This window comes from Mucilaginibacter jinjuensis (assembly GCF_028596025.1).
Lineage (GTDB): Bacteria > Bacteroidota > Bacteroidia > Sphingobacteriales > Sphingobacteriaceae > Mucilaginibacter > Mucilaginibacter jinjuensis.
Genome location: NZ_CP117167.1, coordinates 1,103,443 through 1,122,779 on the forward strand (window position 1 = coordinate 1,103,443; position 19,337 = coordinate 1,122,779).

Here is a 19,337-nt window from a genome sequence, read left to right on the forward strand (position 1 = left end):
CTACCTCCCGAGTGCCCGCCGGGGCTCATGCTCCTGTTCCGTATTCAGTGACAGGATATTATCCTCGTCCTCAATTTCCGCGATCTCCTCGCTTTCTTCGGATTCCACGATTTTCATCTGGTTTTCGCGAAGTGTTCCGGCGATCTTTTCCTGTAGCCTCGATGCTTCCGCCTTCAGGTCGGCCAATTCTTGTTCCTTATCAAAAACGCGCCCCATAATGCCTTTTAAAACAGGCACTTCCTTATCCAGCGCGGCGACTTCTTTCTCGTACTTTTCTTTGAGTGCGACTACACGGTCGATAGCGCTGATATAATAGCGGGCAGCCAGTTTGGGATTGTCTACGTTCGGCAAGCCGCCGTTATAAAGATATTTAATGCCGGATTTCGGGCCCTCGGCATAAAGCGAGTTGGAATATTTGTACTCCATCAAACCGTTGTTTTCGATGCCTTCACGTTGCTGGCGGATATACAGGTCAAAGCCATATAAGGTTCCCAGCTGTTTATCTTCGGACTCGCCCTTAGAAGGTTGCCAGTTTCGGTACTGGTCGATGATGTATTTGCCAATGACTTCAGGGTCGGCTGATTCCAAACCGTTGATCCGGATCGGGTTCCGTTTGGTCCATTCTTCATCAAAGGTCAGCAAAGCTTTATAGTCAGCCTCATCCAGGGCGAGTTTTTCCAGCGTCACCACTGTTTTGCTGCGCTCGGTTTCCACAGTCTCCAGCCGCATGCGGGCGCGCGACACTTCCTTGTAATGTGCCGAGCGCGAACCTTCCAAAACGGCTATCTTTTTATCGACGCGGGTTTTGTCCAGCAGTGATGTATCCCCTGACAGGATCGCGATATATTCAGGAAAGCTCATGCCGCTCTGCTCATCCATGGCGCCTTCATCTATGGAACGTACGCTTAACTGGCTGTTTTTGATCTGGCTGATAAACCTTTGCTTATTCTGAAGCAGGTTGAATTTGTAATTGTCCAGCGATTTTTCGGTCGCATAAATGAACCGGGGAACTTTATTGTCAAAATGTTCCTTCGCCAGCCAGTTGCCTTTCCGGCTGAACCTTCCGCCGCGCTGGTCGAGATCTGAAGGGCGCCACGGTACGTCCAGGTCATGCATGGCTACGCCACGTTCCTGCACATTGGTGCCGGTACCCAATTTTTCGGTACTGCCGATCATGATGCGGATATAACCGGCGTTCATCATCCGGAACATTTTAGGTCTTTTCTTTTCCGGCCAGTCATGAATAAAGGAGATCTGGTTAGCCGGTATGTTAAAGTCGCGGACCAGCTTTTCTTTCAGCGCGTTATAGATATCGAATTCATCGCTTTTTGGCGTGCCGATATCGCAGAAAACCAGTTGGGTCCCCCGGTATTCATTACTTAAGTGGTAAAATTCATTCACCTTACGCGCGCAGGTATTGATCTTGTTATCCGGGTGGTCACTGTAGGCATCCGCATCAATCAGCCGCATATCGGTGGCCATCTTTTTGGCGTAGTTCGTCGCGATGAGCATCCGGGCCATATCTTCCTGTGCAGTCAGCGGTTCCCGTCCGATCAGCTCGGCGTCCCCGGTGGCGGCGAAATCCATCAGGCGCTGGATGAAATCTTCCTGCTCTGGCGTGGGTTTGATGTTAACGAGCTGCTCGTCAAGCGCCGGTTTATCCAGGTTGATCTGGTCGGCGGTCTTGTAATCGGTGATCTCATTGTAAAACAGCGCCAGTTCGGGAACCTTGACAAAGTGCCTGAACCTTTCCTTCTGGATGATCTCATTGGTTACCGAAAATTCAAAGTCTACCGTTTTACGCGCGTAAACCGCTGCCCATCCGTCAAAGTTTTCAATACGCTGGCGTTCCAGTTCCCGAGGCCGCAGGTATTTAAAGATGAGGTACATCTCCGTTAAGCTATTGGAGATCGGCGTACCGGACAGGAACGTAACGCAGAGGTCAGCATCAAACTTTTTTTGCAGCGACCTGACCGCGAACAGCATGTTCAGCGCCCGCTGGCTTCCCTGGGGATTGCCGAGCCCGGCTACACGGTTATGCCTGGTGGTGAAGGTCAGGTTCTTAAATTTATGGCTTTCATCGACAAACAGGTGATCGATCCCGGTTTCCTGGAAAGTGATACCTTTATCCTGCCTGTTCTCGATATCAAAGACCACCTGTGCCATAGCTGCCTGCAGGTTGGCCTGCCGCACCCTTAAGCCCTTCAGCATTTTCCGGGTGATCTGGGCGCCTAAAAGTTCCAGCGTTTGCAGGTCACGCGCTACATTATCCAGTTCTTCCTGCAATATTTCACGCTGTACTTCGGGGTCCTGCGGGATCTTGCCGAACTGTTCATGCGTCATGATCACGCAATCCCAATTATTGTTCTTGATCTGTAAAAAGAGTTGCTGTCTTTTACCGGGAACAAAGTCGTCTTCCGTTGGCGCCAGTATTTTGGCATTTGGATAAGCACGCCGGAAGGTATCTGCGATCTGGATCACATTGGCCTTTAGCGCCAGTATCGATGGTTTTGCAATAATGCCGAGGCGTTTCATTTCGATCGCTGCAACGATCATGGTCAGTGTTTTTCCCAAACCCACTTCATGGTCGATCAATGCACCCCGGTTCTGTATAATACGCCAGGCCGCATTGCGCTGTGAGTCATATAATGCAGGAACGCCGACAGCTTTCAGGTCAAGCCCCGGAAAAGTGAGGTGGCTGCCGTCATATTGCCTTAAGGCATAGCAATTAAAAATGGAGTTATACCGCTTTTCCAGGAATAACTTTTCTTCGGCAGGCAACTCCTTTAGCCAGCTGACAAAACGGTCGCGTATAATCTCTATTTTTTCATGCGCGGCCTGGATAGCGTTGTTGTCCGGCAAGCGCACTTCCTCACCATCGCGCATGACCTTGTAGCTGAATGTCGGATTGGTATTTTCCAGGGCATGTTCCAAAAGCGTATGCGCTTTCATTTTCTGGCCCGATCTCGGCATGACGGAAAATTCCCTGTCGGTAATGGCATTACTGCCGGAATAACCGACTTTGAAGGTATCGAGGGACGAAAAATATTCAACCTCTGTTTTGATTCCAAATAAACTGGTCGCAAACCGCTGATAATAATCTGCCGGTATCCAGCGCTCACCCAGGTTAAAATCCAGTTCCAGCAGTTCGAAGGGGATCGGTTCGGGTTGTGCCCGCTGCATAGCTGCAAGACTACGGGCGATCTGCAAATGTTCAGGATTATCCTTAAAGGCTGCTTCGGCTTCGGTCAGCTTTTGAACCACATTACCGGATAAATAACGGTCACTGGTTTCCCAGGCCTGGACCGCCGGGTTAAAAAGGATCTGTTTTTCCAGTCCGGCGATCACTTCCTGTTCCGACAGGCCGGTCACTCCGGAAATATAACCGAGGTCAACGAAGCCTTTATCATTCAGGCAGCGGGCCAAAGCTTCTGCGGGATCGTCCGTTTTCAGCGTTTCCCGGCGCGGGAATACCGGGCCGTTCAGGATATCGGCCTTTACAAAACGATCGTCTTCCTTTTTTTCCAGTGAATAGAGCGTGCTAAAGCCAAAAGCCGGGTCATTTAGTATCCTGGAACGGTTGTAGGTCCGGTTCAGGTCGCCGTAGGTTTCCGTGAATGAACGGTAATGTTCATTTAGCGCCGCGCGTAGTCCCGGTTGTTCGCTCAGGGTCTGTGATTCGGTATTGAAAAGTTCTATGTACGCATCGCGTACGAGAACATAGGCTTTGTAAAAAGCACGCTGCTCCTGTTCCTCAAAGGGAAAGAATTCGGCTTCTGTTTCGCCTGGCGTACCGATCAGCCCCGCTTTATCGCCATGTACGACCAGGGTGTCCTTGACATAAAACGGTTTAAGGTTGCGAAAGCCTTTTGGCCGTTCAGGTACGAGCCCGAAAGCAGGTTCCAGGCTGCGGTCGCCTTCGTAGCTGTAGTCGTAGCCAAACCCTTTCAGTTTGGCGGCCAGCACCTTGAGCTCATCGGATAGCATATTGCCCGTCAGCCATTTGGCGGATACTTTCAGCTCAGCGACATTGGCATATTGCTTATACAGGTATCGCCCGGTGGATTTTGACCGGGCTGTAAGCAAAACCACGGTATCATGTTCAGGACGTTCAGTTGTCCGGATGGTGCTGATGATGCGTGCTGAGGAAGGAACAATGCTGGCTTCATCCATGTCGGATAAATACGACTGTGCCTTGCCGGCTGGCTGCGGTGCGGTATCGAATAGTCCAAGCTGTGCGATCACATTTGTTGCCTTTGGCACCGGGACGTCCAGGAAAGTAAACTTTTTGGTGTCCGTTTTAACCGTCTCGTTCTTTTGTTCCCGTTCGCCCTTTTCAAAAGCAAATTGTTGCTGCAAAGTTTCAAAGCGTGACTTATCAAAGCGGGCGTCCAGGTCATTAGCCATCTGTTCCACCATCGCGGGAAAAAGGTCTTCCATATGTCCGTTATGCCAGATGACCCTTGCGGGTTTACCATACTGGTTGGTGCCTTCGGCCACTTCGTCTGCCATAATGAGCTCATGGTGCCGGTGCACATAAGCGTTCAGCGGATAGGTGCCGTTCTCACCGCTCTGTTCAACGATCGTCAGCAGCAATTCTTCCACTTCCGAAAAGGTTTCTTTGTGGTCATTCTTTTGTACGAGCAACAGGTGTGTCGGCGCTTCCACATTGGCATGATCCTTCATCAGGTTATCCGGCAGGATCAGCAGGCTGACAAAATCAGCGGATGTAAAAAGGTGCTTGCGCGCCAGATCGTTACCGGGGGTATTCAGAAAGGCGTCTGTCGTCAGGTACGCCAGTAAGCCGCCGTGGCCGATCTTGTCCAGTCCTTTTGCGAAAAAATAGTTATGGATGCGATCGGTGATACTGTTATTACGGTAAGCAGGGTCAAAAACCGAGATGTTTCCAAATGGGATATTGGAAGCGATGAGGTCGAATTGCCCCTTTTCGGTAGCAGCGGTTTCCTCAAAACCTTTGACCTGCACGTCGGTGGGCAAGGACATCGCCGAACATATAGCAGAAAGCACTTTGCCGGTCAGCGAATCCTTTTCTACTGCGGTCACGTTTTGCAGGTCCGGTAACAGGCGTACCGCTTCCGAAATAAATATTCCAGCCCCGGCGCTCGGCTCATAAAGACGTTTTGGCAACAGGCCGCGGTCGCCTAAAGCTGTATAGATCGCCCTTGGTACCAGGTCCGGCGTATAATAGGCGGTAAGGGAACTGTCCTGGAGGTCATCAAAGGCGCGTTTATAGCCATAACTGCTCAGTTTTTCCTTTAACAGGCTATGCAGCTCCATCACCTGCGGATAAAGGCGCAAATCGGCTTCCGAGGCGTTCATTTTTATCCATTCTTCGCGCTCGCCCGGCGGGTACAGCACGGCCTTAAGACCGCCAAACCCGGAATAGGCCTTAAGCGCTGAAACTTCAGCCTCATTAAAACTCCGGTTTCCATCCCAATCCAGGACGATGCGCAGGGCGGCAATATTAGCTGCCAGCTTTTCACGCGGGTTATAGGCCATCGCTGCCTCCTTCCTGTAAATAGTCGTCTATGGCGGTGATCACTGCATAGCGCAGTAGGCGGCTGTCATCGGCCTCGGGCCAGCCGAACTCCTGTAAAGTGGCCTCGCAGACTGCGCAGATATTCAGCAATTCATACCTGATGATACCCGCCTCATGAAAGCGAAGCCAATGCCCGCGAAAATCCTGTTCCAACACATCTTCCAAAAAATCAAACGGAGAAACCGGCATAGCTTCGGCGAGGCTATCGATCTCGTCAAATTCTTCCAGGTAAGCTGCTACGGCATTTTCTTCCTGCAGACGGATATACAAGGCAGGGTCAAGACGCACCAGCGCATTCGCGAGGCGATAGGTAGTTTCTGCCATAATAGATATGCATTAAGGCTGTCTTACCTGGGGAAGACATCGGCATGAAGGAGATCCTTATAATCCGCTTTCAGGGTCAGGGTGCGTCCGGACAGTTGCTTTTCGCTGAGGCCGATACAAAATACCTTATTGCCCGGAAACGTCAGCTTTTTGAACACGAATATGTTCCGGTAATATTGATCAAAAGCCGGAATGTCCTGTAAAACAAAAAGCGGTGTAACCACGACCGATTGTACGGTACTGGCCTTGGTCACTTTTTTATCCTCAATGCTGAAATGTAGCTGGTCGATGGTATAGGGCAGCCTGGTTTGGTTGCGAAAGCCGATGTCTAAAAAAATATAATCTCCAAGGGTATAAATATGATACAGCAAGCCTTGTAAACCGAAGGCTTTTACCTGTTCGTCCGGATGACCGGGTTTCATCGCCAGTAAGCGCAGGGCGTTGGCTTTCAGTTCCAGTTGGGAAAGACCGACTTCCGGATTTTCCAGCGGCCTGCAAGCAGATGGTTCGACTGCAATTTCGGTCTGTACGGTCCCGTCACGATCATCGGGACAAGGAACCACGCGATACTGGGCGATAAACTTTTCACCGGTTATGGTCACCACGGCATCATTAAAGCGGGCCAAGGAGTCGCGGGTGTGGATGCGCAGTATATTGGGTATGGGAAGGTCACCGGAGATGCCTTTAACGGATATATCTACGAAACGGATCGGTTCCGGTGAAACGAAGTGTACAGATACGTTTTCAGGAAGATATACGACCGGAAGGTCGCGTTTATTGAGCTGGGCAAAGGCTTGCCCTGCTGCCACGATAAAGGCGGCAAGCAATAACAAATATTTTTTCATGTTAATGGTTGTTTTGAATGGTTTGCGGATCGACCAGGTATACATAGGTGCCATACTTGATCTTTGCCTTGTTCTTGCGGATAGCGCCCGCGATCGCGGAGGAAGTGGACTGAAATATTTTATCCACGGAGCTCATGAGCAATTGGTTGCCGGCGCTGCCGGATTCTATGCTCACGCCCTGCATGGTATTACCACTCAGGTCTTTGGTGAAATCACGGAAGGCGGAAGCAGGAACGTATAAGCCTAAAATTCCATCCTGGTCGTATACCGATAATTTTACCGGCAGGATCTGACCGCCGGATAGTACCGAGTTGATCACGAAGGTTACCCGCTGCTGCGTAAAGCCATTGACCAGTCCGTACAGCGTGGTTCCTTTGCTGATCAGGTTTTTACCGGCCCAGATATCTTCCAGCAGCCGTAAGCGGATACGCGAACCGGCATAGGCGGTCACATCCTCATCTATGATCGCCGAGATCAGCTGACTGCAGGCATCCGGACGAATGGTGTTGAATTCCGTACCGCTGTCAGGCGCCTTATGGACTTCGAGCGCTACAGGCTGTCCGGCAAGCACTTTGGCCTTCGCCTGTTGTTTTTCCCGCTCGGCTTTGAGTGCAGGGTCATTGGCTTTCTGCATGCTGTCCACATAGGCCATTTGCTGTTTAAAAACCGCCATCGGGTCTTTCTCCTTCTCGGCAGCACTGTTGCCCGTGTAGTTTGGAGAAGCGGTTCTTGCTTTTCTCTGCGTAGCAAGCGCATTCAGTGCGGCAGTCACCTGCCGGTCCTGTGCGGACGTACTTTGTTTGCCGGCGGACGTTGTCATGCCCGAGCTGAAGCGGGCTTTCATCGCGCGGTCAATGGAGTCCAGCTCCATGCGCTGTTTATCAGAATATCCCGCTGATAGCTTCCCTGCGGTTACCTGGTCATTGGTGACCGGCGTTACTGCCGTCAGTCCGTCACTCTCTTTATAAGTGTTCCGGAAAGCATCCAGCTTATCGGATAGTGCGCTCTTTTTAACATGGCTGGAAACGTTACCCACATTGCTTTGTATATCCGCAGCCTGTGTTGCCGGCCCTTTTTCCTTGTTCTTTCCATGGAATACATAAAAGAACAGGCATAAAAAAGGCAGCAATATCAGGGGCACGATGTAGCGCGGCTGTTTAAAATTGATTTGCATAATTAATGTTGAATTTGGTGTTGAAGGACAGCGAGGGAATCCAGTACCTGTTCAAGCCTCAGGCTGTCCGCATTGGATAATTTCCCCTTCGCTAAAATGCTTTCCACTTCCTGTTTCAGCCCGAAGGTCTGTTTTAAGGCGGCTCCTGTTTCCAGTATCCGGGAAAAGCCGTCATCCAGCGGATGTGGGCTTTTTACGCTTGCCGGGTTGGGGTGAGGCGCAGCCGAACCGGAAGCCGGCTTTTTCGCGGGATAGTAAAATCCCGTGAAGGAAAGGGCTGCCGATAGCAGCAATAAGGCGACCATGCCGCCAAAAATTGCCTTGGGATAGTTTAAGCATAACTGCCCGAATTGTGTACCTGCGCGCCGGAAATAGGTGCCGAACTCCTGGTTGAGCGCTTTCCAGAGCGTTTCGTCGGGATCTCTGTTAGAATGAATTCTTTTGAACATCGGAGAGGTCTTTATTTTCCAGGGTCTTCCAGCCGGTGATCAGGACACCATGCGGATTGTTGTCGCTGCGCGGAATATCTTTCAGGTAGCCTTCGGTGACCAGGGAACGGGTCAGCGTGGAACTGCGCCGGTCGATCTTCAGTTTGCCATAGTAACGGAAGTAATGCCTGGGCATATCCAGCAAAATGGAGTCCGTTTGCAGCGTCAGCACCGAACTGGAGGATAAAATTGAAGTGAAAAAACCTTTTTCTTTAAGGTCGTCATATTCCCGCGCACCGGATTCGTCGATCAGGTACATCGCTCTTTTTAACTGGTATTCGATGTACTTGTCATCGGGTGTCAGCGAAAAGAAAAGGGAATGAAACAGGTCAACATGCGCCCGGTATTCGGCCGGCCTGTTGACCTGCATATCGGTTTGCTTGGCCAATATGGGCACATTGTTATCCAAAATGTAAACGCTCCTGCGGGCGTTCGCCACCTGCTTAAAGGCGAAAACGGAAACAATTCCGCAGATAGCCACCGAACAGATCAGGCTGCCCAAGGCAACCACTGTCGCAAGCCGGATCTTGGCCTCGATATTTTTAATAAGCATGAGATAGGAATGATTTTTACAGCATGGCGCCGCCGGCCTTGCGGGCGGCCATGACCACCATCGAAGCGTTGCGGCCAAATGCTGAAGAAGCTGAACTGATCCCTGACGTAGAAATGATCCAGGTTGAGATCGACGGCACCGTGAACATACAGACGGCACCGATAAAGAAAACGACGATCACTTCGCCGAATGACAGCACCCCGTTTCCGGCGAATACCGCAAACTTGGTCATCAGGCCGCTGGCGCCGGGGCGCAGCAGTTCCTGATATTTACTGATCTCGGAGGAAAGTGCGTATTTCTGCATCAAGGCGCAGAGGTACATGATCAGGTAAGCAATGCCGGTATAGAGATTGACGGACACAAACCGGGCCACCCAGGTGGAAAAACTATCCCTGAATGCCGGCAGGATACTGACCGCGACGGCAAAAGGCCCAAGGATGATCAGGATGCTGGAATAGATGATCTGGATCATGAATATAATATAGGTCGCGATCCGCAGTATCCAGATGCCCGCCAGTTCCAGTATCTGCGTCATGAGCAACTGAATGCTGATCTGCAGGCGGGCCTTTAGTTCCATTAATGGAGCTACCACGGTCGAGATACCTTCTTTTACCGTCGAGGTTACGGCATCCCAGGCCTTACCGTACCAGGTATCCGATTCCTTGGCTGCTACCTCGGTCTGGGCCTGAAAGGTATAAAGCGAATCAGCCACCTGTTTCATGAGGTCGGCCCGCTGGAATCGAAGCTGGTTGACGTTATCCTGTTCCGAAGCAAACATTTGCTGGGTTTCATTAGCCACCAGGTCCGTAGGAAAGGCGACCATTTTTGCAAAGCCGCCCCACCACAGGATGACCATCGCCAGGCCGAACGGCCTGAGCAGGGGCATGATCTCCAGCTTCTTATCACCGGCCATCATCTCATAGCTCTTGATTGCAAAAAAGATGATCATAAAAATGGCGGCCAGCGCCTTGGCATCGGTGATAAACAGGTCAAAGTTTGACCAGATGGAGTCTTTCAGTCCGGTCAGGAAGGTCATCATTCCTGACTCGTAAACGCCGTCACCCTGTAAGAATTCCAGGGACTTTCCATAGTCGCTATCCTGCGCAAAACAGCAAACGCTTATTGCACATAAGATAACGAGCAGCAATAATTTCTTTTTCATCAATACTGCCTTTCTGCTAAAACTTTTTTAGCCAGTTGCACATCGGTGTCCGGCGTCCAGTCCGTTGTTATGACGGGCGCGCTTTTGGCTTTCGCCTGCTGGCTGACCATGCGGATATTTTTCTGTGCGGTGGCGACGCGTGTTGCCCAGGTCGCTGCCAGTGTCCGGTATTCCTTCAGGTAACGGTAATAGGCCATAATGCGTGAACCCCGGTCCATATCTGTTGTCCGGGCGGCATTAATGCGTTCTTTCAGCATGGCCAGTTCATTTTCGTACCAGGGCAGCAGTCCCTCGGCAACAACGGCCGTCCTAACCTGTGCCGGCAAGGGGGCCAGGATCGAGGCGTCTGTATAGTTGAGAACGGGAGCCAGTTCCTGGCTGTAGTATAACAGCCAAAGCGGATCGGCATCGGAGAGCAGACCGGATTGCTCGGCAATGGAGGTCAGGGCCGTATTCCTGATCGTATCGGAATTTAGTTTATAGCTGTTATCAGTAGAATTCATCGTGCCCACCAGCGCCAGGCGCTGCGTCTGCGGGCCTGTGGCCGACAAGGGCCGAAAGTCGGTCTTATGATAGTTGGGCTCGAACAGCCCCCAGGTCAGCCAGTAATAAGGGTTCAGGCTGAGGAAGCCTGCTTTGGGCGTAAACTTGTTCTGGTCCCATTGCAGGTATACCATACGTTCCTCCTGGTAGCGCACGCTTTCATCATTTACGGCCCGCTGTGCACAGGCGCGCAGGGCGATCAACGGGAACAGGATCATTAATAGGATAAATCTCATTTGTTTAAAATTTTGAATGAGTTAATTGTTTTTTATCGGCATTCAAGGATTTTGCATTGTTGAATTATTGCCGCAAAAACTTTGCGTTTTGAATGATCTGCGCGGCAAAGGCGCGATCTTTATTAATATATCCGGCAAAAGGATTAAGCGTTTTTAAAACGCCGCGTTCCTTTGCCCAATACATGGCTTTCCAGGTGCCGTAGGCCATGCCGTCCAGTATCTGTAATTGCTGAACGACCTTACGCAGTAACTGGTCACGGCCGTTGTAATCGGCCAATACATTGCCGTCCGATTTGAGAATGAACCCGGAGATGTCACTCACCATTGCTGTTACCTTTGGCCCGAACTCATTTTGAATTTTAACGGTGACGAGTAACAGTAAAGGGTCATCTTTAGCCAGCATCATGCTTTCATTCAGGTAATAAATGATGTCGCTTGTCGTTCGGGAGATCTGTTTCACCATCAGGCCGTCTTTTAATGCGGAATTCATATTGGCCAGCGAATTGTAGATCAGCGTCTGTGCGGCAACCACGGATGACTCGTTGGCATTGATGGTATTCACATTGTCGTTGATCTTTTTAAGATAATCCTGGTGTGTGCCTTCGGCAGCCATGCGGACTGCCTGGTTTTCCTGGACCGCCAATAAATGCTGCGGATCAACGACCATCTCCTGCGCCAGCGCGACCGTGGACAAAAAGCTTAAAATTATCAGGAGCAAGCCTTTCATTGCTTTAAGTACTTCGCATTGGCCAGGATGTTGCTGATCATATGCTGATCTTCATAGACGAAATCATCGTAGGGGTTAACGTGGTGCAAAAGCGAAGCCAGCGTGCCGAACTGTACATTGCGCACCAGGCGGTTGCTCATATCTTCTATGTTGCTGAGTTCCGTGATGACATAATCAAAGAGCAGCTTGCGGTCGGAAGACTTCATTTGGTTTACATCCCCGATAGAGATGATCAAACCGGCCAGATAGCGTATCAGCATTTGGGAATGGTCGGCAAAATCGATCTCTGTTTGGTACGCGAGGGCGATGATCGCCGGGTTCTTTTGGGCAAGCTGAATCAATTGCGACTGTGAAGTAATAATGCTGTTGACCATCGGTTCGGCTTCAATGCCGACGTTGGCAGCGGTGATCGCCGTACCCAAAGTAGCGTACCGGTTTTGCAGTGTGCGGTACATATCCTTGATCTTGCCAAGCAGGGTCTTGTTGGCCGTTTCCGTGGTCGTGACGGTAGCCTGCTTATCGCGGGCGTTGGTTTGTAGGCTGTGTTCCGATTTGGAATAGGAAACCAGTTGTAACAGTTCCGGAATGTCCAGTACTTTACCCTGCCCGTAGGACAAAACCGAAAGCAAACAGCCTAAAGCGGTTAGCAGCAAATATCTTTTGATCATAAAATCTAAGCGTTAAATAAATCGGGCTGGTCACCATACTGGTCCCAGCCTTGCCGCGACTGGCGGCTGAAGACGTCAAAGCGGCGGGCATCGGGGTATAGCTGCTCGATCAGGCGGTAAGCGATTTCAGGTTTTCGGCTGTGTTCCCTTGACGTCTCATGAAAAACCGACAGGAACTTGCCGCGAATAGCGGGAGCCACCGGCATAAACCCGCCCTTGTAATACCAGAGCAGGTATTCGTGCGCAAAACGGATGGTAAAGCACGGTGCCACGCCGTTTCCTTTATCCCATATCATCCGGCAATGACGCTGATAGCCGCGAACGCTCAGCATCGTTTCACAGGGCGCTAAAAAGCTTTCGATGGTCCACATGAACAGGGAATGTTGTTGTGCTGCGAGACTAAAGATCTCTTTATCCAGCAACTCGAAAATGGCTTCTACCGGTAACGTCCTGTAATCCAGTTCGCGGGCCTGATTAGGACGTACCTTTCGTAAGCCGCCCTTTCGCTTGGGCCAGGGCGGATCGATCAGCAATATCCCGTAAGGCTCAGCGGTGCAGGTATTTAGCTTCACTGATCACGGAGTTGGCAATGCGTACGTCCTCGCTCTGCCAGGTTGACCACGGGTTGAGGGACGCCCAGATGCCGCGCAGCTGCGCCCAGTACATCGCCCGCTGCATGCCATAGGCCAGTCCGCGCAAGGCGTGCATTTCGGTAACGATATGGTTAAGCAATTTCCCGCGTTCGGAGCTGTCCATTAAGTTATCGCTGCCACCGCGCAGCACATAGGCGGAAACATCCGCTGCCAGCGCCACTGCCCGTTTTTCGAAATCCTGGGCGCCCTGCTGCGCGAACAAAAGCAGCACCGGGTTACCGCGCGCGGTCTGAACAGCCTTATCGACATCACTAACGATATCGGAACCCGTTTCGGCGATATCCCTGATCGAGTAAAGGTTATTGATCACAGAGGCCACTTCGGAAAGTCCCTTATAAATTTTGTTTTGCAAATTATTGACAATGACCAGCTGCCCGCTGACGGCAAGCTGCGCGGTCTGTATCGCCGTTAATTTATTGTTGGTATTGTTTAACTGGTTATTAATAATGGCGCTGTTGGCCAGCATAGCCCCCGAGGTGACCGGGTCAACGACCAGTTCCTGGGCATGCGATGCCGTGCAAAGCAACAGCCCGGCTATAAAGAGCAGCCATGTTTTCATGTTAAAAGGGTTAAAGGTTTGTTCTGCCGGTTGACCTGCTGAACGAAGTCACCTGCTGGTATTCCGGCCTTATCGATGTCCGATAGGAATGCGTCCAGTGCGGCCGGATAGGAACCATAATGCTGCACATAGATCTGAACCGCATTTTTTTCCGGCTTTTCCGTGGTATAGACATAATATTGGTGGCGGCTCACTTCTACACCGTAAACCTCGCCGGTAGAACCGCGTCGTATATATACCTCGTTAAACCGGGCCCGGTCGTCGCGGTTATCCAGTTGATTGATGGTAAATATTTTACGCTGCTCCGTTGGAGAAATGGACAGCACTTTGGCGATCTCAGCGTAATTATCCCGGAATTTGCGCTGGTCGAGGAGGATAACCGTATCCGAGTTGTTGATGATACTGTCTTTAACAACGGGATTGCTTATAATATCGGAAAGTTCCTGCGTTACTTCGATGACCTCCCCCCAGAACTTGCGGACGGTTTTGTTGAGATACAATAAAAATGAACTCATGATCGGTGACATCAGCGCCCGCCAGGCTTCTTCGAGGATCAGCACTTTTCGCTGATTCTTACGGTTACGCATCTTCTGGATAAATACATCCATGATGATCAGGGTAACTATTGGCAGCAACACCGCATTATCTTGTAAAGCGTCAATTTCATAGACCACAAACGGCTCGCTCAGCAGCGACTGGTCACCAGCTTCATTAAGGATACTTTCATATTCACCGCCCCGGTAGAACTTCTTCAGTACATAACGAAACTCATCGAGATCGAAAGGAATACGTTCTTCGCTTTTGATCTCGGGTATTTTCTTCAGGGCAAATTCATAAAAACTGTTAAAGGACAGATCAATGCCCGAACCTTCGGAAAAAGCGATGGCATAGTAACCGCTTACCGTGGCTGTCAGGACGTCCCTTTCGATCGTGGACACCGAACCGCCGGCACCCTTCCAAAGCAGGGCGATCAGGGTGACGAGGTTGTCTTTCTTTTCCAGGTTGTATTCATCTTCGGTGATCAGGAATGGGTTCATGGTGATCGGCCTGTCATCCGACCAGGTGATGTATTTTCCGCCGTAATACGCGCACAGACCGGAGTAGGAATGGCCGACATCGACGATGACCACATCGACGTTAAAAAGCAGGTATTGTTCGACTAAGGAGTTCATAAAGAACGACTTACCAGAGCCGCTTGGGCCTAACACGAACTTGTTCCTGTTGTTGATGCGTCCGGTGCGCATGGGCAGGTCAGCAGGATCTATCGCTACGGGGATACCTTTATGGTCGGTCAGCCGGATGCGGAAGGACGACGCTTCATCTTCCATGGGCCGTTCCTTGAAAAAAAGGGAAAGCGCGGCGTCGCTGGTCGTCAGGAACCAGTCGTAATTGCGTAGTTCCACACCGTTGCCCGGCAGTGCCGCCCGGAACAATTCCAGTTGGTTATAGGCGTTCTGATTTGGGATGATGCCCAGCTGAAACAAGGCGCTTTCAATAAAATTCACGGAGCGCTGTATGTCAGCGGCAGGTGCGGACAGGACAATGCTGTAGTGGACGTTGACGAGCAACTGCCCGTTGCGTGCCACATCCTTCAACAATTGGTCGATATCCTCCACGCACAATAAATTCGCCGGATCGGGAATACCGGAATGGCGCTTGCGCTTTACTTCCAGTTTGTTTAAAAGTGACTGTTGTGCGGGGATCTCGATCACCTGGTTATACAGGATGGATTCAAAAGCAGGTACCTTATACAAAAATGAAAGCATGTCTACCGGAAATCCGCGCACCGCTTCATTTTCATTGAGTTCGGTAAATGTCCCGATCTCTGCTGGCATATCTACATTTTCGCTGTTCACCAGCGGAATGCAGCGTATGGAGCGGTCACCCATTTGGATCTCGGTGTCCGTAGGTTTAAAATTATTGAGGGAAAATGGCGCCTCGCCAAACCGCATGGCCAGTACCCGGCGGATAAGGCCGCTGATCTTGGTTTCGTTTAGTATGACGGGTTCGCATCTGGCGGCTTTTAATACATCGGTAACCTTGACAACCGATGTGCGGAAGTCCCTTAATTGTTTCGGGTCATACACATAGAAACGCCCTTTTTTTACTTGCCTGGTGATGGTCAGGTAAGTGTCTATGCGCAGGGCCGCACGACCGGCAAAATGGGCATTGAATTTTTGTTGCAGGTATTCGGACGCCGGCGGCGGGTCGAAAGGCGCTTTATGCAGGATATCCTGTTTTTGCAGCAGATAACCGTCACCCAATATTTTGATAATGCCGGTGAGCAGATTTTGAAACTCGTCATAATCGCCTGCTGCCGCCGAATACTGGATGACCGGATTTTTCATGGCGATCACGACAGAAAACTCACCGCTTGCACTATACAGGATATCAAAGTCCTTACCGGCATCCACGCCGATATAGGGCGTTTCAAAATTCCGGGCGTTCATAGATCAAAGGAGTGACGATGAAAATACCTTTGTGCCGGGTCTTGTTATACAGGCCCTTTTTCTGGCGTGAGGCGATGTAGACCAGGCCGCCGACGATGCAGCCGATCAATACGATGGTTCCGAGCCACATGTTGATCACCGCCATCGTGACGGAGCCAAGGACAAGGCCGGTGAGTACGGCGCCTATTCCCCAGTAAATGAATTTGCCCCGGAAACCTTTGTAAATAAGGGGCCGCGAAAGCCCCTTATAAACTGTAAATTTTCGCTGCGTCATAAACCGAAGAAGGCTTTGATTATCAGCGAGGATAGCACCAGAAAGAGACAGGAACCTCCCCATCCCATCAGCTCTTTGTTGATGTCCTGGTCACCGCTGTTCCATTTCGAATACACGCGGATACCGCCGACAATGCCGACGATCCCGCCGATAACCAAAGTAATGTCGGTAACCGGGTCTACATAGGTCTTCAGGTTAGAAGTAGCGGCGTTAAGGCCGTTGACGCCGCTTTGGGCAAATACGAAGATTGGGCTGACGATAAGCGCCAGTACCCAGGCCAGCTTGCGCCGGATGTTTTTAAGCATGAAAAAAGCATAAAAGAGAATTTTTTGAAGCCGGCTTAAGGAATTCGTGCGGCTAACATGGAAATACTGGTTTTAGATACCGAAAACGGCCTGACAGAACGCGCCGAGTAAAACCATAAACAAGGCGGAAAAGAACCAGGCAGCTACTTCAGCTGTGAATCGCTCGCGGCCCATCTGTAAGTTGTGGTAAATGCGCACAGCACCGATGATGCCTAATATGGCGGCCAGGACGAGCGACAGGTCACGCGCTGAAAAGAACGACTGCGTCAGGTCTGAGCGGGCTTCCTGCATTTCGGTTATACCGGGCTGACAGATGGCAGCGAACGGAATAAACAGGAGCATTACCAGCAGCTTCTTCATTTTAAAAGGTAACCGACTGGTTGTAGGCGATCAGCTCTAATTTGGCGTGCTGGAAAAGCTCCTTTACTCTTAACCCGCCAAGGCCGGAGGTTGCGACCTCAACGGGCGCTTTTGGGGAAGCCGGCTGATTTTTTTCTTCCGTAACTTCCGGGCTTACCTGCTGCGGGGCTGCGGTTTCGTCAAAATGCAGCTCAGGGGCCGCCTCTTTATCGCCAGCCCCTTTCCCGCGAAGGAGGTCCCAGGCAATGTTCAGCAGGTAATAAAAGCCATACAATGCTGCTAACCAGGAGATGAATTTGATCCAGGTCATAAGGTCATGTTTTGAATGAATTGTTTAATGATCGCTTTGAGTTCGGGGTTGCCCTCGAATAGCTGTTTAACGGCGAAGGCTACCAGGCGTGTAACATCGACGCCCGTTGCCATTTTAAAATGATTAAGCGTCTTTACCGTTTTTTCGTCGAACCTGACGTGTACCAGGCTTTTGTGGTTCGAATTGTCATAGGCCCTGATGAGCGCCAGGATCCCGGCTTCTTCAGACAGGGCTTTTTTTTCCCTGGTTACCTTCGGTGGTTTCCCGTTTTCAGGTGGCGGCTGCGCGATACGGTTGCGTATCTCGTCGGCCAATGAGGTGATCTTGGTCATCGCTTCAGCCGTTTGGGGGCGCTGCCAGTTTTTCTGCTATGACCGTATAGATCTGGTCGAAGACCGGAATGATCACCGGGATCACGGGCAGCGGTGTCATGAAGGTGGTCACCCGCTGAAAATCGATCCTGTCCGGTATCAGCGGTGCCATGACCCCCAATTTTGAAAGCTGCTTGTTGACTTCCTGCATCGTTTCATAACGCACATTTGCTTTGACCCGGTTGGGAATAAAAATGATGGGTATGGCCGGGTTGATCTTACGCAGCACGATGGCGAATAAAATGGTCGAGTCGAAGCTGAATTCATCATAGGAAAACGGGCAGATCAGCAGGTCTGCCGAATCAAAGACCGGCAGGAGGCCGTCGTCATCCAGCTTTCCCGGCAGATCAATGATGACTGCTTCGGTCGGGGTTTGCATAATAGCGCTCTGTAATACAGGGTAATGGGCTAATTGCGCGGCGACGACATCATATGGCGGTTTGTTTTCCAGCACTTTGCCTTTTTCAAATTTTTGCGCAATAGACTGCTGGTAGTCCATGTCGATGAGCGTCACCTTTTGTTGTTTAACCAGGGTCAGGTAGTTGGCCAGTAAAAGAGCGATCGTGCTCTTTCCGCACCCGCCTTTCTGGTTGCCGATAAGAATGTTCATGAAGTTGAGATTAAAATTAACGGGTGTTTGTGCGCGCCTTTTTCTGCCTGCGCCTGCGTGGGCCATGGATCTGCTGATCGTCCACATCGTTGCTCAGATAAGGGCGGAAATACGTCAGATAGTTGCTTTTTAACTGTTTTTCCGCCGCCTCGGTGCTATTTTCCGGCAGAGAAGAACTTTGTGAAGGGCCGGCTTCGGTACCGGTAAGTACCGCCAGCTTCATGATCTCGCTGCCCTTGAACACCCGCTGCTGCACATGGTCGATGACCGTATAGCCATAGGGCGGTTTATCCCCGGACGCATGAAAGATCATTTCGATGCCGAATTCTTTTCTGAGAAAATCCCCAAGCTCGGAACGGTAAGGACCGGTCTGCGAGGTTCTCCCGCCGGGTAAATTGAGGGTGGCACGTTCGGGAACCGCATTAAATTGTTCCCGGTATTTGCTGAAGATCGCTTTCCAACGGATGGCCTGGGCCTTATCAGGCACATAGGCAGAAAGCCGTTCTTCCACGCGTTGCTCACTGACCGCAAAAAGCTGGCGTCCAAATTTGTAAAGCAACAGCTCGTTGTCCTTTTCACGGACCTGGTAGCCCATTCCTTCCAGCAACAGCAGCACCTGCGCCTTCGTGGAACACTGGTATTGCAATGCCTTGGCTGCATCCAGCTGCGCCTGGTGCGCCTCATCCTTTTGCAGCAATTGATTAAGCTGGTTTACGGCACGCCGGTGTTCGAAGGCGCTGTCGATCTTTTTGCCCTGCCGGTCAACCCGCGTACTGACCATGTGCACATGCGACTGATCGGTATCGCGGTGATGCACCAGAAGGTAAGGCTGATCCTTGTAGCCCATCCGGTCCAGCCACTGCCCGGCAAGTTGTGCCAATTTATCCTTGTCAAAGGAATGATCCGGCGCGGAGATCATGGCATGGAACTGAGGAAGCCTTACGTTTCGATTGAGGCCCGACAACGCTTCCAGGTAGTTACGGTAGTCTTCCGGCCTTACTTCGCGCAGTTGCCGCAGTGCTCCAAACCCTGAAACTTTCATTAAGGTAGCCTGTCCTTTTGCGATCTTATCAAAATTGTAAGTGATCGCCTTGAACGAAGCGCTGGCCCGGAAAATTTTAACGATCATAATAAATGAGCGAAGTAACAAAAGAACACGTTAACG

At 50.9% G+C, this 19,337-nt stretch carries 20 protein-coding genes; all 20 read right to left on the bottom strand.

The window, feature by feature from the left end; genetic code table 11:
- On the bottom strand, positions 1-5,520 hold the full coding sequence (locus PQO05_RS05175; RefSeq protein WP_273631608.1) for a DNA methylase: 5,520 nt from the start codon (positions 5,518-5,520) through the stop codon (positions 1-3).
- Positions 5,510-5,848, bottom strand: a complete 339-nt coding sequence (locus tag PQO05_RS05180) for a hypothetical protein (protein WP_273631609.1) — start codon at positions 5,846-5,848, stop codon at positions 5,510-5,512. Before PQO05_RS05180 ends, PQO05_RS05175 begins: the two co-directional genes overlap by 11 nt.
- A gap of 59 nt (positions 5,849-5,907) precedes the next feature.
- Positions 5,908-6,729 carry a DUF4138 domain-containing protein gene (locus tag PQO05_RS05185; protein ID WP_273631610.1) on the bottom strand — a complete coding sequence of 274 codons (822 nt, stop codon included), beginning with the start codon at positions 6,727-6,729 and terminating at the stop codon, positions 5,908-5,910.
- Position 6,730: 1 nt separating this feature from the next.
- A complete protein-coding gene (locus tag PQO05_RS05190) occupies positions 6,731-7,903 on the bottom strand; it encodes a conjugative transposon protein TraM (RefSeq protein ID WP_273631611.1) in 1,173 nt (390 codons plus the stop codon).
- 2 nt (positions 7,904-7,905) lie between these two features.
- Positions 7,906-8,352: a hypothetical protein gene (locus PQO05_RS05195; RefSeq protein ID WP_273631612.1), complete on the bottom strand. Its 447-nt coding sequence runs from the start codon at positions 8,350-8,352 to the stop codon at positions 7,906-7,908.
- Positions 8,330-8,944 (bottom strand): conjugative transposon protein TraK, encoded by a 615-nt coding sequence (gene traK, locus PQO05_RS05200; RefSeq protein ID WP_273631613.1) that lies wholly within the window; start codon positions 8,942-8,944, stop codon positions 8,330-8,332. Before traK ends, PQO05_RS05195 begins: the two co-directional genes overlap by 23 nt.
- A 16-nt stretch (positions 8,945-8,960) precedes the next feature.
- Positions 8,961-10,106, bottom strand: coding sequence for a TraJ family protein (locus tag PQO05_RS05205; RefSeq protein ID WP_273631614.1), 1,146 nt, complete (start codon positions 10,104-10,106; stop codon positions 8,961-8,963).
- Positions 10,106-10,885, bottom strand: a complete 780-nt coding sequence (locus PQO05_RS05210; protein ID WP_273631615.1) for a hypothetical protein — start codon at positions 10,883-10,885, stop codon at positions 10,106-10,108. The genes PQO05_RS05205 and PQO05_RS05210 overlap by 1 nt, the downstream gene beginning before the upstream one ends.
- 64 nt (positions 10,886-10,949) lie before the next feature.
- Positions 10,950-11,612: a hypothetical protein gene (locus PQO05_RS05215; protein ID WP_273631616.1), complete on the bottom strand. Its 663-nt coding sequence runs from the start codon at positions 11,610-11,612 to the stop codon at positions 10,950-10,952.
- On the bottom strand, positions 11,609-12,280 hold the full coding sequence (locus tag PQO05_RS05220; RefSeq protein ID WP_273631617.1) for a hypothetical protein: 672 nt from the start codon (positions 12,278-12,280) through the stop codon (positions 11,609-11,611). Before PQO05_RS05220 ends, PQO05_RS05215 begins: the two co-directional genes overlap by 4 nt.
- Before the next feature lie 5 nt (positions 12,281-12,285).
- Positions 12,286-12,852, bottom strand: coding sequence for an MT-A70 family methyltransferase (locus PQO05_RS05225; protein ID WP_273631618.1), 567 nt, complete (start codon positions 12,850-12,852; stop codon positions 12,286-12,288).
- The gene (locus PQO05_RS05230) at positions 12,827-13,492 is read right to left on the bottom strand and encodes a hypothetical protein (protein WP_273631619.1); all 666 of its coding nucleotides are present in this window, start codon (positions 13,490-13,492) and stop codon (positions 12,827-12,829) included. Before PQO05_RS05230 ends, PQO05_RS05225 begins: the two co-directional genes overlap by 26 nt.
- Positions 13,489-15,942 carry a TraG family conjugative transposon ATPase gene (locus PQO05_RS05235; protein ID WP_273631620.1) on the bottom strand — a complete coding sequence of 818 codons (2,454 nt, stop codon included), beginning with the start codon at positions 15,940-15,942 and terminating at the stop codon, positions 13,489-13,491. Before PQO05_RS05235 ends, PQO05_RS05230 begins: the two co-directional genes overlap by 4 nt.
- The gene (locus PQO05_RS05240; protein WP_273631621.1) at positions 15,923-16,216 is read right to left on the bottom strand and encodes a plasmid transfer protein; all 294 of its coding nucleotides are present in this window, start codon (positions 16,214-16,216) and stop codon (positions 15,923-15,925) included. Before PQO05_RS05240 ends, PQO05_RS05235 begins: the two co-directional genes overlap by 20 nt.
- Positions 16,213-16,521 carry a DUF4134 domain-containing protein gene (locus tag PQO05_RS05245; protein ID WP_112653903.1) on the bottom strand — a complete coding sequence of 103 codons (309 nt, stop codon included), beginning with the start codon at positions 16,519-16,521 and terminating at the stop codon, positions 16,213-16,215. Before PQO05_RS05245 ends, PQO05_RS05240 begins: the two co-directional genes overlap by 4 nt.
- A 72-nt stretch (positions 16,522-16,593) precedes the next feature.
- Complete coding sequence (locus tag PQO05_RS05250) at positions 16,594-16,881, bottom strand: DUF4134 domain-containing protein (protein WP_273631622.1); 288 nt, start codon at positions 16,879-16,881, stop codon at positions 16,594-16,596.
- 1 nt (position 16,882) lies between these two features.
- Positions 16,883-17,191: a hypothetical protein gene (locus PQO05_RS05255; RefSeq protein ID WP_273631623.1), complete on the bottom strand. Its 309-nt coding sequence runs from the start codon at positions 17,189-17,191 to the stop codon at positions 16,883-16,885.
- A complete protein-coding gene (locus PQO05_RS05260; protein ID WP_273631624.1) occupies positions 17,188-17,523 on the bottom strand; it encodes a hypothetical protein in 336 nt (111 codons plus the stop codon). The genes PQO05_RS05255 and PQO05_RS05260 overlap by 4 nt, the downstream gene beginning before the upstream one ends.
- A gap of 4 nt (positions 17,524-17,527) precedes the next feature.
- The gene (locus tag PQO05_RS05265; protein WP_273631626.1) at positions 17,528-18,172 is read right to left on the bottom strand and encodes a ParA family protein; all 645 of its coding nucleotides are present in this window, start codon (positions 18,170-18,172) and stop codon (positions 17,528-17,530) included.
- 16 nt (positions 18,173-18,188) lie between these two features.
- On the bottom strand, positions 18,189-19,301 hold the full coding sequence (locus PQO05_RS05270) for a relaxase/mobilization nuclease domain-containing protein (protein ID WP_273631627.1): 1,113 nt from the start codon (positions 19,299-19,301) through the stop codon (positions 18,189-18,191).
- Positions 19,302-19,337: the final 36 nt, after the last annotated feature.

Coding starts and splice junctions, on each gene's coding strand:
- PQO05_RS05175 (WP_273631608.1), bottom strand. CDS start 5,520: ATGGCCTATAACCCGCGTGAAAAGCTGGCAGCTAATATTGCCGCCCTG.
- PQO05_RS05185 (WP_273631610.1), bottom strand. CDS start 6,729: ATGAAAAAATATTTGTTATTGCTTGCCGCCTTTATCGTGGCAGCAGGG.
- PQO05_RS05190 (WP_273631611.1), bottom strand. CDS start 7,903: ATGCAAATCAATTTTAAACAGCCGCGCTACATCGTGCCCCTGATATTG.
- PQO05_RS05195 (WP_273631612.1), bottom strand. CDS start 8,352: ATGTTCAAAAGAATTCATTCTAACAGAGATCCCGACGAAACGCTCTGG.
- traK (WP_273631613.1), bottom strand. CDS start 8,944: ATGCTTATTAAAAATATCGAGGCCAAGATCCGGCTTGCGACAGTGGTT.
- PQO05_RS05205 (WP_273631614.1), bottom strand. CDS start 10,106: ATGAAAAAGAAATTATTGCTGCTCGTTATCTTATGTGCAATAAGCGTT.
- PQO05_RS05210 (WP_273631615.1), bottom strand. CDS start 10,885: ATGAGATTTATCCTATTAATGATCCTGTTCCCGTTGATCGCCCTGCGC.
- PQO05_RS05215 (WP_273631616.1), bottom strand. CDS start 11,612: ATGAAAGGCTTGCTCCTGATAATTTTAAGCTTTTTGTCCACGGTCGCG.
- PQO05_RS05220 (WP_273631617.1), bottom strand. CDS start 12,280: ATGATCAAAAGATATTTGCTGCTAACCGCTTTAGGCTGTTTGCTTTCG.
- PQO05_RS05230 (WP_273631619.1), bottom strand. CDS start 13,492: ATGAAAACATGGCTGCTCTTTATAGCCGGGCTGTTGCTTTGCACGGCA.
- PQO05_RS05235 (WP_273631620.1), bottom strand. CDS start 15,942: ATGAACGCCCGGAATTTTGAAACGCCCTATATCGGCGTGGATGCCGGT.
- PQO05_RS05240 (WP_273631621.1), bottom strand. CDS start 16,216: ATGACGCAGCGAAAATTTACAGTTTATAAGGGGCTTTCGCGGCCCCTT.
- PQO05_RS05245 (WP_112653903.1), bottom strand. CDS start 16,521: ATGCTTAAAAACATCCGGCGCAAGCTGGCCTGGGTACTGGCGCTTATC.
- PQO05_RS05250 (WP_273631622.1), bottom strand. CDS start 16,881: ATGAAGAAGCTGCTGGTAATGCTCCTGTTTATTCCGTTCGCTGCCATC.
- PQO05_RS05255 (WP_273631623.1), bottom strand. CDS start 17,191: ATGACCTGGATCAAATTCATCTCCTGGTTAGCAGCATTGTATGGCTTT.
- PQO05_RS05260 (WP_273631624.1), bottom strand. CDS start 17,523: ATGACCAAGATCACCTCATTGGCCGACGAGATACGCAACCGTATCGCG.
- PQO05_RS05265 (WP_273631626.1), bottom strand. CDS start 18,172: ATGAACATTCTTATCGGCAACCAGAAAGGCGGGTGCGGAAAGAGCACG.
- PQO05_RS05270 (WP_273631627.1), bottom strand. CDS start 19,301: ATGATCGTTAAAATTTTCCGGGCCAGCGCTTCGTTCAAGGCGATCACT.